Origin of the sequence: Tardiphaga sp. 841_E9_N1_2, from assembly GCF_051811065.1 — a bacterium.
Taxonomy (GTDB): Bacteria; Pseudomonadota; Alphaproteobacteria; order Rhizobiales; family Xanthobacteraceae; genus Tardiphaga; species Tardiphaga robiniae.
Genome location: NZ_JBPWQC010000001.1, coordinates 3270286 through 3284706, shown reverse-complemented (window position 1 = coordinate 3284706; position 14421 = coordinate 3270286). Strand labels below are relative to the sequence as shown.

At 60.2% G+C, this 14421-nt stretch carries 13 protein-coding genes; 10 read left to right on the top strand and 3 right to left on the bottom strand.

The genetic code is table 11. The features are described from left to right. Positions 1 to 65: 65 nt before the first annotated feature. Both AB8A50_RS15860 and AB8A50_RS15855 read right to left on the bottom strand, forming a co-directional pair. Complete coding sequence (locus AB8A50_RS15860; RefSeq protein WP_439078247.1) at positions 66 to 272, bottom strand: hypothetical protein; 207 nt, start codon at positions 270 to 272, stop codon at positions 66 to 68. A gap of 201 nt (positions 273 to 473) precedes the next feature. After that, positions 474 to 2174 carry an IlvD/Edd family dehydratase gene (locus tag AB8A50_RS15855; protein WP_439078246.1) on the bottom strand — a complete coding sequence of 567 codons (1701 nt, stop codon included), beginning with the start codon at positions 2172 to 2174 and terminating at the stop codon, positions 474 to 476. Positions 2175 to 2368: 194 nt separating this feature from the next. Here AB8A50_RS15855 and AB8A50_RS15850 point away from each other — a divergent pair, with 194 nt between their 5' ends. From AB8A50_RS15850 to AB8A50_RS15815, 8 genes are read left to right on the top strand one after another with little or no spacing between them, the layout of a single operon-like run. Further along, positions 2369 to 3652, top strand: coding sequence for an ABC transporter substrate-binding protein (locus AB8A50_RS15850; protein WP_120288873.1), 1284 nt, complete (start codon positions 2369 to 2371; stop codon positions 3650 to 3652). 9 nt (positions 3653 to 3661) lie between these two features. Beyond that, entirely contained in the window at positions 3662 to 4612 is a 951-nt protein-coding gene (locus tag AB8A50_RS15845) for a carbohydrate ABC transporter permease (protein WP_093760900.1), read from the top strand. An 11-nt stretch (positions 4613 to 4623) separates the two neighbouring features. Then, positions 4624 to 5466: a carbohydrate ABC transporter permease gene (locus AB8A50_RS15840; protein WP_093761187.1), complete on the top strand. Its 843-nt coding sequence runs from the start codon at positions 4624 to 4626 to the stop codon at positions 5464 to 5466. A 9-nt stretch (positions 5467 to 5475) separates the two neighbouring features. Further along, complete coding sequence (locus AB8A50_RS15835; RefSeq protein WP_439078245.1) at positions 5476 to 6612, top strand: ABC transporter ATP-binding protein; 1137 nt, start codon at positions 5476 to 5478, stop codon at positions 6610 to 6612. Beyond that, on the top strand, positions 6609 to 7628 hold the full coding sequence (locus tag AB8A50_RS15830) for a Gfo/Idh/MocA family protein (protein WP_439078244.1): 1020 nt from the start codon (positions 6609 to 6611) through the stop codon (positions 7626 to 7628). The genes AB8A50_RS15835 and AB8A50_RS15830 overlap by 4 nt, the downstream gene beginning before the upstream one ends. Further along, complete coding sequence (locus tag AB8A50_RS15825) at positions 7625 to 8308, top strand: GntR family transcriptional regulator (RefSeq protein ID WP_093760894.1); 684 nt, start codon at positions 7625 to 7627, stop codon at positions 8306 to 8308. Before AB8A50_RS15830 ends, AB8A50_RS15825 begins: the two co-directional genes overlap by 4 nt. A 46-nt stretch (positions 8309 to 8354) precedes the next feature. Next, positions 8355 to 9140 carry an SDR family oxidoreductase gene (locus AB8A50_RS15820; RefSeq protein WP_439078243.1) on the top strand — a complete coding sequence of 262 codons (786 nt, stop codon included), beginning with the start codon at positions 8355 to 8357 and terminating at the stop codon, positions 9138 to 9140. A gap of 11 nt (positions 9141 to 9151) precedes the next feature. Continuing rightward, a complete protein-coding gene (locus AB8A50_RS15815; RefSeq protein ID WP_439078242.1) occupies positions 9152 to 10069 on the top strand; it encodes a dihydrodipicolinate synthase family protein in 918 nt (305 codons plus the stop codon). A 43-nt stretch (positions 10070 to 10112) separates the two neighbouring features. On the opposite strand, the gene AB8A50_RS15810 is transcribed toward AB8A50_RS15815, so the two are convergent. After that, positions 10113 to 11030, bottom strand: a complete 918-nt coding sequence (locus AB8A50_RS15810) for a LysR family transcriptional regulator (protein ID WP_439078241.1) — start codon at positions 11028 to 11030, stop codon at positions 10113 to 10115. A gap of 132 nt (positions 11031 to 11162) precedes the next feature. On the opposite strand from AB8A50_RS15810, the gene AB8A50_RS15805 reads away from it, so the two are divergent. Both AB8A50_RS15805 and AB8A50_RS15800 read left to right on the top strand, forming a co-directional pair. Beyond that, positions 11163 to 12803: a flavin-containing monooxygenase gene (locus tag AB8A50_RS15805; RefSeq protein WP_439078240.1), complete on the top strand. Its 1641-nt coding sequence runs from the start codon at positions 11163 to 11165 to the stop codon at positions 12801 to 12803. A gap of 274 nt (positions 12804 to 13077) precedes the next feature. Then, entirely contained in the window at positions 13078 to 14340 is a 1263-nt protein-coding gene (locus AB8A50_RS15800) for an ABC transporter substrate-binding protein (RefSeq protein WP_120288860.1), read from the top strand. Positions 14341 to 14421: the final 81 nt, after the last annotated feature.

Below are 14421 nucleotides of genomic sequence, written 5' to 3'. Positions count from 1 at the left end.
ATCACGCGCGTCGAACCCCGGTGATGCCGCGCTTTACGCGCTGCGCCTCTGCTGTCTCTAAATGCTCAGCAGCCTTCAGCGAAGATGCGCTGTGCTATCCTGGCTCGCGTAATCCGGTGAGGAGCGGCATTGGCCGCCGGGCCATAGCTCTGTGTGTTAGTCCGATCGTGTTTCATGCCGGTTGCGTCGCTTGAAAGAATGGTTTCGTCAGCGGGAACAATTGTTTCGTGCAGCCCCTTGGCACGAAACAACCGTACGTCTTCATGGGACATGCGGTCGTCTCACCAAGGTCGCCAAGCGGAATAGCCCTGACAACGTTACCGAAATCGCTGAACGCGACGGCGGAACTGGAAACAATATTTTCGATTGCGCTAGAAAGAAGCCGTTCTCAATCCAACCGTCCAAATTTGCAATGACTGCACGTAGCGCAAAGCGGAAAATCGCCTATCGCTATCGTGGAATAAGACGATCAATCAGTTTTTCTTCGCGATCATGAAATCGAAGTCGCAGCCTTCGTCGGCTTGGGTCACCGTCTGTTGAAACAGGCGAGCGTATCCGCGGTCAGGCAGATTTGCATGAACCGTTGACCGTGCCGCGCGGCGCCTGTCGAGTTCGGCTTCATCGACCAGGAGCCTGATGGACCGCCCATCGACGTCTAGCTTGATCTGATCACCGTCGCGGACCAGCCCGAGCGGGCCGCCCACCGCGGATTCGGGCGTGATATGTAGCACGATGGTGCCAAATGCAGTGCCGCTCATGCGGGCATCTGAAATGCGCACCATGTCCTTCACACCCTGTCGGCCGAGCTTTTTTGGGATCGGCAGGTAGCCCGCTTCCGGCATGCCCGGTGCGCCTTTGGGTCCGGTGTTCAGCAGCACCAGAACGTCGTCGGCCGTTACGTCGAGATCGGGATCGTCGATCCGCAGTGCCATGTCCTCGACAGAGGTAAACACCACGGCGCGGCCGGTATGCTGCAACAGTCGCGGCGTCGCGGCCGAGCGCTTGATGATCGCGCCGCCTGGTGCGAGGTTGCCGTACAGCACGGCCATGGAGCCTTCGGCCTTGATCGGATTGCTGCGCGGCCGGATGACGTCCTGACCAGGGACGATCTCAGCTTCGGCCGCGATCTCGCCGAGCGATTTGCCTGCGATCGTCGGCGCACTGCCATCGATGAGATCGCCGAGCTCAGCGAGCAATTTCGGAACGCCGCCAGCATGATGGAAATGTTCCATATAGTGAGCGCCCGAGGGTTTCAAATCGATCAGTACAGGTGCAATGCGACCGATCTCGTCGAGCATGTCGAGATCGTAACCATAGGGCGTTCGGTTGGCGATCGCGGTGAGATGAATGATGCCGTTGGTGGAGCCGCCGATCGCTTGCATGACAACGGTGGCATTACGGAAAGCTGCAGGTGTCAGCAATTCCGAGGGGCGTGGTCCGCCGCTTACCGCCATTTCGGCCGCGCGCTTGCCGCTTGCTTCGGCGAGACGGAAACGTTCGGCGTGCGGGGCAGGGATGGTCGCGCTCATCGGCAGCGACAGGCCCAGTACTTCCGTGACGCAGGCCATCGTGCTGGCGGTACCCATCACCATGCAGGTTCCGACGGAGGGCGCGAGGCGTTCGTTGACTATCTCGATTTCCTCGGCGTCGATCTCGCCGGCGCGGTGCGCGCTCCAGAGGCGGCGACAATCGGTACAGGCGCCGAGCACCTCACCCTTGTGATGACCGACGACCATGGGGCCGACAGGGATCACCACCGTCGGCAGATTGACGGATGCCGCGGCCATGATCTGGGCCGGCAGCGTCTTGTCACAGCCGCCGATGACCACGATGGCGTCCATCGGCTGCGCGCGGATCATCTCCTCGGTGTCCATGGCCATCAGGTTGCGCAGGAACATCGAGGTGGGGTGCGCAAAACTTTCGTGGATCGAGATGGTCGGGAACACCATGGGCATCGCGCCGGCCAGCATCACGCCGCGCTTCACCGCCTCGATGATGGCAGGGACGTTACCGTGGCACGGATTGTAGTCGCTGTAGGTGTTGGTGATTCCAACGATCGGGCGCTCCAGCGCATCGTCGGAATAGCCCATCGCCTTGATGAACGCCTTGCGCAGAAATAGCGCAAATCCCGCGTCGCCATAGTTTGTCAGCCCTTTGCGAAGCCCTTTGGACATGTCGTTTCCCCTGCGGCCACCAAAGCCGATTTTCTTCGTTACATCGCCGGCGCCGTTGGAATTGTCAATAATCCTATTCGATACAGCGGATATAATCGCTGATAACGCGGAATTTGATATTTATTATTGACAATATACCTGGACCTGTTCCAGGGTCCGGCCCAATAAAAAACAGACATCCGGAGGAGATCACCATGACGGCACGGAGAATTGGACTGGCTGCGGTTGTCGCGGCGGCCACCATCGCGAGCGCTGCTCCCGCTTTTGCGCAGGCCACGCAGATCACGATGTGGAGCAACTGGCCCGACGAGCCCGCCAAGAAGGATTGGGTGACGACGCGGGTGAAGGACTTTGAGGCTGCGAACAAGCAGTGTTCGGTCAAGCTCAGCTTCATCCCGAAAGCGGATCTCTACACCCAGGCCAAATCAGCGGTGCGGACCGGGCAGGCGCCCGACATCTTCTACATGGAGCCGGATCAGCCGGAATTTCTCGCCGGAGGCTTCCTCGAACCGCTGGATAGCTATGTCGATCTGGCGCAATACGAGGACTGGTCGAAACCAGCCTGGACATCGAAGGGCAAAGTCTACGGCCTGCCGGTCGAGGCCTATACGGTCGAGCTCTACTACAACAAGGACGCGGTCAAGAAGGTCGGCGTGGATGTACCGGCGTCGTTCCAGCTAACGCAGGAGCAGTTCACCGATCTGGTGAAGAAGGGCGTTGCCGCCGGCATCACCCCGGTGTCGCAGGGCGTCGGCGATCGTCCGTTCCCGGGTGGCTTGCTTCTGTTCGAGTCGCTGCTGCGTAAGCTCGGTATCGAGGACTATGGCAAGCTGCTCAATGGTGGGCTGTCGTTCAAGGATCCGCGCGTCGTTGAAGTCATGACCTGGATGAAGGGGCTGGTCGATGCCGGTGCCTATCCGAAGAGTTTTTCCACGCTGAAGCTCGGTGAGTCCCACTTCTATTTCTACAACACGCCGGGCGCGCTGACCTTCCCGGATCCGAGCTGGTTCACGGGTCGCGCCTTTGCGCCACCGGAAGGTGGTGGCATGCCGGCCAATTTCCCGCTCGGCATCATGCAATTTCCGGCAATGGACAAGGGCGCTTGTCCGGACTGCAAGACGCTCGCCGTCGCCGGCAGCTTCGTGATGTATTCAAAGAGCAAGAACAAGGATTGCGCCGGTGCGCTGATGAAATCCATGGCCACCGTCGAGAATGGCACCAAGTGGATGGAGCAGGTCTCGCTGCAGACCGGTCTGAAATCCGACCCGGCCAAGATCAACAGCCCGCGCAAGGACTACTTTGCGGAGCTCAACGCACGCAACAAGAACGTCAAATACTTCTTCGGCACGCCGCTGCTGTATTACCGCGCCAAGTGTGCGGAGACCTACACCCAGGTGATGAACAACGCTTTTCCGGCTGGCCTTCTGAGCGTTCAGGAAGCCGCGGAGAAGATGGACAGCGCCTGCTTCAAGAGCTGAGTACTAACAATGACATCGATCAGCATTCCATCCGCTGCCGAGGAGGGGGCTCAGCACGCAGCCCCCTCGCTGGCCGATCCGCGCCGGGCGAGCTGGTGGGTGCTGGCCGTCTTTCTGGCGCCGGCTTTGGCGGTGTATATCGGACTGACCGCCTATCCGGCGTTTCGAACCTTCTATGACAGCTTCTTCACCATTGAAGGTCTCGATGCGACCTTCGTCGGCCTGGATAACTATCGCGCGCTGATGTCCGACGAGACGTTCTGGGTGTCGGTGCGGAACACATTCATCTGGTCGTTCATCGCGCCCGTGCTCGATGTTGTGACAGGCCTGCTGCTCGCACTGGCGCTATATGCGGGCGTTCCTGCCGCGCGCTTCCTGCGGGTCGCGTGGTTCACTCCGGTCCTTCTATCCTATGTCGTCGTCGCGATCCTCTGGATGTGGATATTCAACTACGACTGGGGAATCCTCAATGCCATGCTGCGCGCCGTCGGGCTTGGGGCACTGGCGTCGTCCTGGCTCGGTGATCCAAATTTGGCGCTCGGCGCACTCATCGTGACCCATGCCTGGAAATGGGCAGGCTTCAACATGGTGGTCTGTCTCGCCGCGATCCATTCGCTGCCCCGTGAGGTGCTGGAAGCATCCGAACTCGACAATTGCGGCTGGGGCGCGAAGTTGCGCTACGTCATTGTGCCGATGCTGCGGCCGACCTTGCTGAACCTCTATATTCTTGCCTTCATCGGCAAGATGAAGATCTTCGACCTGGTCTGGATCATGACCCAGGGCGGTCCGCTATGGGCGACCGAAACCGTGTCCACCTACGTCTATAAGCGCGCTTTCAACTGGAACACCTTTGATCTCGGATATCCTTCCGCCATCGCGTCGGTGTGGTTCGTGGTGGTCTGCGCCGCTGTCATCATCCTCAATCGCCTTCTGGCGACCCGCGAACGTCTGGAGTACTGATCGTGGCTGCCATGCTTGCGGAGCGCGCGCCATTGCCGCGTTTCTTCAGCCGCGGAGCGCTCGCTCTCGTGCTGGGCCTCTACACCATCTACACGCTGGGCCCGTTCTTATGGCTGGCAACGATGTCGGTACGGACCACCGCCGAAATCAGCGCCGACCACTATGCGTGGCCCAAAGTGTTCCACTGGGAGCAGTTCCGGATCGCCTGGGTCGATTCCGATTTTGCGACCTATTTCTGGAATTCGACGATCGTCGTGGTGGGCGCCGTCGCCGTTGTGACGCTGCTTGGCGCCGCAGCAGCGCATGCGCTGGCGCGCTATCGTTTCCGGGGCAACCGGCTGGTCTACGGCATCCTGTTCTCGTCGATCATTTTCCCGCCGCAGATTACGTTGATCTCGCTGTATCAGATCCTGGTCGACTACAATCTTTACAACAGCCTGCTCGGGCTGACGCTGGTCTATGTATCGCTGCAGCTGCCGCTGACAGTCTATCTGCTGGAAGGGTTCTTTGCGCGCATTCCGCAGGATCTATTCGACGCTGCCAAGATCGATGGCTACGGCGATCTCGAAATTTTCCGGCGCATCGTGCTGCCCATCGGCATGCCGGCGATTGCCACCACGCTGATCCTGAACTTTATCCAGCTCTGGAACGAGTTTCTGTTTGCCGTCGTGCTGATCACCGATCCTGACAAGCGCACGCTGCCGGTCGGCATTCGCGCCTTCATGGGCGATCATTTCCAGGACATCGGCATGATCGCCACCGGCGTCATGATCTCCGTCATTCCGGTGATCATCGTCTACGTCTTCTTCTCCGAGAAACTCATTCGCGGCATGACTGCCGGCGCAATCAAGTAAGAGGCAGCCATGGCCGTTGTCACCCTCGACAAACTCTCCAAACAGTATGGGCCGACCGGTCCGGTGGTCGTTGACAAGGTCGATCTTCATATCGGCGACGGCGAATTCATGGTTCTGCTCGGGCCCTCAGGCTGTGGCAAGTCGACGACACTGCGCATGATCGCGGGCCTGGAAGAGATCAGCTCCGGCAAGCTCTCGATCGGCGATCGCGTGGTCAATCAGGTGCCGGCCAAGGACCGCGACATCGCGATGGTGTTTCAGTCCTATGCGCTCTATCCGCATATGAGCGTTGCGGACAATCTCGCCTTCGGTCTGCGCCGGCGCAATTTCGCCGCTGCCGAGATCGAACGCCGGGTGCAGGATGCGGCGAATATTCTTGGTCTGACGCCGCTGCTGACGCGCAAGCCCAGCGCGCTGTCCGGCGGCCAGCGCCAGCGTGTCGCACTCGGGCGCGCCATGGTGCGCGAGCCGATGGTGTTCCTATTCGACGAACCGCTGTCCAACCTCGACGCTGCGTTACGCGTCAACACCCGCAGCGAGATCATCAAGCAGCACAAGCGGCTGGGATCGACGATGATCTATGTGACCCACGACCAGGTCGAGGCCATGACCATGGGAACGCGGATCTGCGTCATGAATGCCGGTCGCGTTGCTCAGATCGGCGCGCCGCTCGACGTCTATTGGGAGCCGGCGGACACGTTCGTCGCCCGATTCCTGGGATCGCCACCGATGAATCTGGCGACGGCGGTTGTCGCTTCGGCCAATGAAAGCTCTGTGGCACGAAGCCAGAGCCTTGAGACGGCGCTGACGCGCTGGACGCCTCAGTTATTGGGAAAGCTGGTAGATCAAAAAGTGACAATCGGCGTGCGCGCCGAGGATTTGCATATCAACAAGGCGGCGTTGGGCAGCGAGCCTGCGGGCCATGTGCGGGGGCGTACGATCGCGGTGGAGCCGTTGGGCGCGGAAACCTTGCTGTTGGTCGAAATCGAACCCGGCGTGGAGTGGACGGCGCGATTGCCGCGTCATGTGCCTGTCGCCATCGACGAGACCGTCGATCTGTATTTCCCGGTCAATGCGGTCTTCGTGTTTGACGCAACGACGGGCCGGGCCGTCATCGGCGAGAAGCGTCGGGATATCGGGCAATGAGCAAGCCGTTGCGGATCGGATTGATTGGTGCGGGGTGGGTCACGCAATATCATCTGCTGGCATGGCAGAAGCTCGAGGGGCGTGCCGCGGTCGTCGCGATCGCCGATCCCTCGTCGGAGAATGCTGCTGCGCGCGCCCGGCAGTTCGGTATCGGGCAATGCTTTTCGCGCGCGGAAGACATGCTGGCGGCATGTGAACTCGATGCGGTCGATATTGCTGCGCCGCGTGCCTTCCATGCGCCTTTGGTACGCCTCGTCGCCGATCGTGGTCTGCCGGTGCTTTGCCAGAAGCCGCTCGCCCCGACACTCGCAGAAGCCGAGGCGTTGGCGCGTGATGTCGAGGGTCGCATCCGGTTGATGGTGCATGAGAACTGGCGCTTTCGTGCATACTATCGCGATGCCGCATCCTGGATCAGGGACGGTCGTATCGGGGCGGTGACAGCCGCCCGTCTGACGCTGCTGACATCGGGCACGATTCCCGATGCAAACGGCCAATATCCTGCGATCGAGCGCCAGCCGTTCATGCGCGGCGAGTCCCGCATGCTGGTGGCTGAAGTGCTAATTCACCATCTCGATGCTTTGCGCATGCTGCTAGGCCCGCTGGATGTGATCGCGGCGGCGCTGACCCAAACATGTCCGGATATTGCGGGTGAAGACGGTGCCGTGATCCAGATGCGATCCCGCGGCGGCGCCGGTGTGTCGTTGTTCGCGAGCTTTGCAGCTCATGGCGCGCCGATATCGCAGGCCGATCAACTCGAAATCCTTGGCACGATTGGCTCAATTCGGCTCGAAGGTACGCAGCTGAAGCTGACGGGCGCGCAAAGCGAGATCCGCGCCTACGATCTAGCTGCGACCTATCAGGGTTCCTACGATGCGACCATCGCGCATTTCATCGATGCGCTGCAAAGCAGCGCGCCTTTCGAGACCTCTCCCGCGGACAATCTGCAAACCCTGCGCCTTGTCGAGGATTGCTACCGGTTGTCAGGGCGCGAAGCATCTCGAGGCAATGCCAGATGACCGTCACCAAAATTGCGTCACGCGCCGATGAACAGGCCGAGATCATCCGACGTGTCGAAGAGGATATCATCTTTGGCCGATTACCGCCCGGCGCGCGGCTGATCGAAGACAACCTGATGGAACGCTATGGCGCCTCGCGGCACTTCGTGCGCCAGGCGCTGGTGCATCTCGAGCATACCGGCATCGTCCAGAGGGAGAAGAATGTGGGCGCGACGGTGCGTTCCTATTCGACGGCCGAGGTGAAGCAGATCTATGAAGTGCGCGAGATGCTCACGCGCCAGGCCGCACTGATGATCCCGTTGCCAGCCAAGGCGTCGCTGATCATGGAGCTCGAAGCCATTCAAGCAGAATATGTGCGGTATGCCGAGCGCGGCGATTTGCGCGGCATTCACGACACCAATGACGCGTTCCACATCGCTCTGTTTGCGGCGTGCGGAAACCCGTATCTGGTGCGATCGCTGCAGGATTACATGGGCCTGACACTGCCCATGCGTGCCAAAAACCTTGCCGATCACAACGGGCTGCAGGTGTCGATCCAGCAGCACGATATGATGATTTCACTGCTGCGTGGCAACGACAATTGGGCGCTGTCGCAGCTCTGCGTCGAGCACATGCACTCCAGCAAGGCCGATTACCTGCAACGCGTGGCCGTGCCCGGCCCAAATCTAGGGCCGGACTGACAGGCCAACACGCATATCGATTCAGCATTTCGACAAAGGACAGGACATGGATCTCGGACTTCAGGGCAAGGTCGCGCTGGTGCTTGGCGCCGGCGGCGGCCTTGGAAGCGCTATCGCGAAGGCGCTGGCGAGTGAAGGCGCGCGTGTCGCGCTTGCCGACATCGACGCGGCCGCGCTCGATCGTGTCGTCGCGGAGATCAAGCAGGATGGAGGCGACGCGATGGTCGCCGCTTTCGATCTGGCCGATCGTGCCGCGATGGATGCGCGCGTCAGTGCCATCGAGACAGCGTTCGGCCCCATCGACATCCTTGTCAACAATACCGGTGGGCCGCCGCCGACGCCTGCTGCGGGGCAGGACCCGGAACTGTGGAGCAGGAGCTTCGAGCAGATGGTGCTGTCGGTCATCACGCTGACCGATCGTGTATTGCCCGGCATGCGCGCCCGCAAATGGGGACGTATCGTGACATCGACATCGTCTGGCGTGGTGTCGCCGATTCCCAATCTCGGCATTTCGAATGCACTGCGATTGTCGCTCGTGGGCTGGTCGAAGACGCTGGCCCGCGAAGTTGGTCGTGACGGCATCACAGCCAATATCGTGCTTCCAGGCCGGGTTGCCACCAGTCGCATCCGTTTCCTGGACGAGCAGAAGGCAAAGCGTGAAAGCCGCTCGGTCGAAGACGTGTCTGCGGAGAGCACCGCCAGTATTCCGGCCGGCCGTTACGGCGAGCCGCAGGAATATGCAGACGTCGTCGCCTTCCTCGCCAGCACCCGCGCATCTTACGTCAACGGCTCGGTCATCCGCGTCGATGGTGGTCTCATTACTAGCATCTGAAGGATCAAATCATGGCTCTCGACGCAACCGCCTCTGGCGTCTTCCCAATCGCCCCCACCCCGTTTCATCCCGATGGTCGTCTTGATGAGGCCTCGCTCGGCACATTGATCGACGGATACCTCAAGGCTGGCTCAACCGGCGTCACGGTGCTTGGCATCATGGGTGAGGCGCCGAAGCTCGAGCCCGAGGAATCGATCGCGATTGCCAAGCATTTCGTGAAGGGCTTCGGAAAACTGCCGGTGATCGTCGGCGTTTCGGCGCCCGGTTTCGCAGCGATGCGTGCGCTGTCGCGGACCGTGATGGAGAACGGTGCGGCGGGTGTGATGATTGCTCCGGTGCCGAGCCTGCGCACGGACGATCAGATCATAGGTTATTATCGTCAGGCTATTGAGGCAATCGGCGCCGACATTCCGTTCGTGATCCAGGACTATCCTTTGACACTGTCGGTGCAGATGACGCCGAAAGTCATCCGCCAGATCGTCCAGGAGAACCCGTCCTGCGTCATGCTCAAGCATGAAGATTGGCCGGGTCTTGAAAAGATATCGACGCTGCGTGCGTTTCAGGCTGAAGGGTCGTTGCGGCCGATCTCGATTCTGACCGGGAATGGCGGACTGTTCCTCGATTTTGAAATGGAGCGCGGCGCAGACGGCGCGATGACCGGCTACGCGTTCCCGGACATGCTCGTCGAGCTGGTCAAGCTGCAGAAGGCCGGCAAGCGCGACAAGGCGCATGATCTGTTCGATGCGCACTTGCCGCTCTTGCGATACGAACAGCAGCAGGGCGTTGGCCTTGCCGTGCGGAAATATGTGATGATGAAGCGCGGGTTTCTGGCGTCGGACGCCCAACGCAAGCCCGGTTCCGCACTGTCAGCGAAGGCGCGCGAGGAGATCGATTACATGCTGCATCGCCTACAGCGCGGGGTAGCGTAAAGCGCCCACGAGCGAACGTCAGCTCCCGGCGCAAAGCGGACGTCTATTGGTCCCGCCAATACCGCCAAGGCGGCGGATCGGGTAGTTTCGTCTTGAGGAAGTCTAAGAAGACCCTGACACGGTTACTTACCAGTCGGCGGCTCTGATACACCGCATAGATGGGATGTTCCTCCGGGCACTGATGTTCCGGAAAGAGCTCGACCAAGCGGCCTTGGGCGAGATCGTCGGCGATTTGGACTTCGACCAATCGCACGATGCCGAGGCCAGCGCGCGCGAACTCGATAAGGATCGAAGCCTGGTTCGAGCGTACACGGCTCTTGACGGCGAGCGGTGTGGACAAGCCATCGGCACCGCGAACGGTCCATGTGCTGGCGGCAATGGACGAATGAAAATTGAGACAGGCGTGGTCCGTCAACTCGTCGGGATGTGAAGGCGCGCCATGCTCGGCCAGATAGCTCGGCGACGCACAAATGATCCATCGCGTGCTCGTAAATCGCGTGGCCACGAGCGAGGAGTCATGGAGGTGGCCAACATGAATCGCGACGTCCGTTCCCTCGTCGAGTAGCGGCCCGGGATCGATCCGCAGCTGAAGTTCGACCTGAAGGTCGGGATGCTGCCGGCAGAACTCCGGGAGCTTCTTGGCGAGGATGACCTGCCCGAAGATCGGCATTGAGCGAATGCGCAGGGTTTCGCGACCGAGCTTGCCGCTGAAGATCGTCGCGTCAGCGGCCTCGACGGCTTCGATGGCTGCAAGCGCCGCCCGATAGAAGACCTCTCCCTCCGGCGTCATGACGATGTTGCGGTGCGCACGGCGGAATAGCAGCGCGCCCAACCGTTCTTCCATCCGCGTAATCAGCTTGCTGACTGCGGACGGCGTGATGGCAAGGTTTCGGGCCGCTGCAGAGAAGCTGCCGTCTTCCGCGGCCCTGACGAAAACCTGCATCTCTGTGTAGCGGTTCACGTTTTTCTCTTGTGACGGAAATTCACATCAGGTTTGAACGATAGAGTATGGAAAGCAATCCGGCAAATCTCTAGCCTTCGAGGCAATAGCGCGGCATGCGAAGCCGCACATGAACGAACGGGGAGACGGTCGTTGGCGAGCAATGAGAGCACTGCTTTTGCAGTGAACGAACAATCGAGCCATGCCTGTGACGCGATCATCATCGGCGCCGGATTTTCAGGCCTTTACCAGTTGCACAAATTACGGGACGAACTCGGCCTCGACGTTGTCGTGCTCGAAAAAGGCGATGGCATCGGCGGTACCTGGTTCTGGAACCGCTATCCGGGCGCCCGCTGCGATTCCGAGAGCTATTACTACTGCTACTCCTTCAACAAGGAGATCGAGCAGGAATGGAGCTGGAGCGAGCGTTATCCCGAACATCCGGAGATCCGAAAGTATCTGAATTTCGTCGCCGACAAGCTCGATCTCAAGCCCGATGTCCGACTGAACACTGAAGTCACCTCGGCCGCGTTCGATGACGATGCCAATCTCTGGACGGTACAGACGAAGAACGGACAATCCTTTGCCGCTCGATTCCTGATCACGGCAGTGGGCTGTCTCTCGACCGCCAATGTGCCTGATATCAAGGGCCTCGATAGCTTCAAGGGCCAATGGTATCATACTGGCCTGTGGCCGCATGAGGGCGTCGATTTCAGCGGCAAGCGTGTGGGCCAGATCGGAACCGGATCGACCGGGATTCAGACCGCACCTGTTATTGCCGAGCAGGCAAAACATCTCACGGTTTTCCAGCGTACGGCAAATTACAGCATTCCGGCGCGTAACGGCCCGGTGACGGCGGACGACATCAAGCATACAAGGGACAATTACGACGAGATCTGGCGGCTGGCACGCGCCGGTACCAACGGACATCCGTTCACGATCTCGACGCGTTCCGCGTTGTCGGTGTCCGATGCGGAGCGGGAGGAGATCTATGAAAAGGCGTGGGAGCGCGGCGGATTGCGCTTCCGTGCATCGTTTTCCGATGTCCTGCAGAATGTCGAGGCAAACCTCACGGCCTCAGACTTCCTCCGCGACAAGATTAAGACCGTCGTCAAGAATCCGGTGGTCGCAGAGATGTTGACGCCACGCGATCATGGATTCGCGACCAAGCGTCCGCCGATCGACAGCGGCTATTTCGAAACGTTCAATCGGGACAATGTGCTGCTGGTGGATCTCAAGGCAGAACCGATCGTCGAGGTGACGGCGAACGGCATCCGCACGACGAAGCAGGACTACGTGCTCGACATCATCGTGTTCGCGACAGGCTTCGACGCACTGACGGGACCACTCGTCAATCTAAACATCAGCGGCAGCCAGGGTATCAAGCTGAAGGATGCCTGGGCGGCCGGCCCGCGCACTTACCTTGGCCTGCAGTCGCCGAAATTCCCGAATCTGTTCACCATCACCGGTCCTGGCAGCCCGTCGGTGTTGTGCAATATGCCGATTGCCATCGAGCAGCATGTAGACTGGATCACCAATTGCATCCGCGACATGCGCGCGAACGGCCAAAAGCGGATCGAGGCCAATACCGACTCGACCGAAAAGTGGGTCGCGCATGTCAACGAAGCCGCGGATGCGACGCTGCTGCCCATGGCAAGTTCGTCCTGGTATCTTGGCGCCAATGTACCGGGCAAGCCGCGTGTCTTCATGCCCTACGCCGGTGGATTGGCGCGCTACACCTCGATCTGTGACGACGTTGCGCAAAGCGGTTATCGCGGCTTCGCGCTGAGCTAACTGCCCATGCCGCGGCCGACGGAGCGAAAGCCGTGGGCAAAAAGCCGCGGGCAAGAGGAGTCGGCGCCGCAGCATTCCCGACCTCGCTGCGGCGAATTTACGCGAGGCATTCGGAAAGTCCGTTGGACAGCGCGCCGTTCCTGCTGCACGATCTTCGTATTGCGCTGATCGACCAAAGGACCGAGTGAGGAGCGTAAGCCACCAAGACGACGCTGATCTGGAAATAATAAAATCTGTACCGGCAAAGCCGGACATCAAAATCAGGGAGGGTTCAATGACCAAGACGACCAAGGGCATTTCACGCCGACGCGTCCTCAAGGGCGCTGGCGCCATGGCAGGCCTTGCCGCATTCGGCGCGCCGCATATCGCCGGTGCACAGGCGAAAGTCATCAAGATCGGCCTGCCGACGATCCTGTCGGGACGCGTTGCAATCCTCGGCACGTCCAGTCGGTTTGCAGTCCAGCTCGCTTTCAATCAGATAAACGAAGCCGGCGGCATCAATGGCCGCAAATTCGAAGTGGTCGACCGCGACTCCAAGGGGCGTCCCGACGAAGCCGCCAAGGTCACGCGTGATCTCATCAATAATGACGGTTGCGATATCATCGTCGATGGCGAGGCGTCGTCAGGCAGCTTCGCGGTGCATGAGGTCGTGCGCGATCTCGGCATCCTCTGCCTCCATACCTGCAGCGAAACCTCGTCGCTGACGGCAGACCCCAAGCAGTTCAGCAAGAATGTGTTCAGATGCGCCCGACAGGGCATCCATGATGCCGTCGCAGGTGGTAGCTACGCAGCGAAGATTGCCAAGGAGAAGGGGCTCAAGAAGTGGGCGACCTGTTCGCCCGATTACGCCTATGGCCGCGACAACACCGCGGAATTTCTGCAATACGCCAAGGTGTTTGAGCCGTCGATCGAAGTGGTCGATCAGCTCTGGCCGAAACTGTTTGCGCCCGATTACACCGAGAGCATCACCAAGCTGATGCAGGTGAAGCCGCAGGCGGTCTATTCGGCGCTGTGGGGCGGCGATCTCGTCGCGTTTATCGAGCAGTCGAACCTGTATCGCCTGTTCCAGAACACCGCCTATTTCTCCGGTGGTCTTGGCGATCCGCCGATCCTGACGGCCATCAAGAACCTGCCGCAGGGACTCAACACGGCCTATCGGTATAACAACGGATTTCCGAGCTCACCCGAGAACACCGCCTTCTGCGATGCCTATGTCAAGGTGGCGCCGCACGAGCCGACCAACTGGGCGTGGCAGAACTACGCGGCGTCGCAATTCATTATCGAGGCGCTGCGTCGCACGAACGGCAATACCGACAGTTCTGCGCTGGCGAAGGAAATCTCCGGCATGACGGTGAAGAAGCCGTTTGGCGGTGCCGGCATCACCATGCGTGACAGCGATCATACGATCATCAATTACCCCGTCGCATGGGGCAAGACGGTCAGCAAGTCACCCTGGGTGGTCGATTACGTCGATACGGAATGGTCGAAGATCGTCGAGCTCGAGAAGGAGTGGAAGAAGGAAAAGGGTTACGCCTGAGCTGTCTGCGGGCATCGTCGCTAGATGACGTGGCCCGTCGCATGGCGACGGGCTCGGCCGCTCCGTCGCACATCCGGCCTG

What these genes read in the sequence shown, in the direction of transcription:
- AB8A50_RS15860 (WP_439078247.1), bottom strand. Translation starts at nt 272, where the DNA reads ATGTCCCATGAAGACGTACGGTTGTTTCGTGCCAAGGGGCTGCACGAA.
- AB8A50_RS15855 (WP_439078246.1), bottom strand. Translation starts at nt 2,174, where the DNA reads ATGTCCAAAGGGCTTCGCAAAGGGCTGACAAACTATGGCGACGCGGGA.
- AB8A50_RS15850 (WP_120288873.1), top strand. Translation starts at nt 2,369, where the DNA reads ATGACGGCACGGAGAATTGGACTGGCTGCGGTTGTCGCGGCGGCCACC.
- AB8A50_RS15845 (WP_093760900.1), top strand. Translation starts at nt 3,662, where the DNA reads ATGACATCGATCAGCATTCCATCCGCTGCCGAGGAGGGGGCTCAGCAC.
- AB8A50_RS15840 (WP_093761187.1), top strand. Translation starts at nt 4,624, where the DNA reads ATGCTTGCGGAGCGCGCGCCATTGCCGCGTTTCTTCAGCCGCGGAGCG.
- AB8A50_RS15835 (WP_439078245.1), top strand. Translation starts at nt 5,476, where the DNA reads ATGGCCGTTGTCACCCTCGACAAACTCTCCAAACAGTATGGGCCGACC.
- AB8A50_RS15830 (WP_439078244.1), top strand. Translation starts at nt 6,609, where the DNA reads ATGAGCAAGCCGTTGCGGATCGGATTGATTGGTGCGGGGTGGGTCACG.
- AB8A50_RS15825 (WP_093760894.1), top strand. Translation starts at nt 7,625, where the DNA reads ATGACCGTCACCAAAATTGCGTCACGCGCCGATGAACAGGCCGAGATC.
- AB8A50_RS15820 (WP_439078243.1), top strand. Translation starts at nt 8,355, where the DNA reads ATGGATCTCGGACTTCAGGGCAAGGTCGCGCTGGTGCTTGGCGCCGGC.
- AB8A50_RS15815 (WP_439078242.1), top strand. Translation starts at nt 9,152, where the DNA reads ATGGCTCTCGACGCAACCGCCTCTGGCGTCTTCCCAATCGCCCCCACC.
- AB8A50_RS15800 (WP_120288860.1), top strand. Translation starts at nt 13,078, where the DNA reads ATGACCAAGACGACCAAGGGCATTTCACGCCGACGCGTCCTCAAGGGC.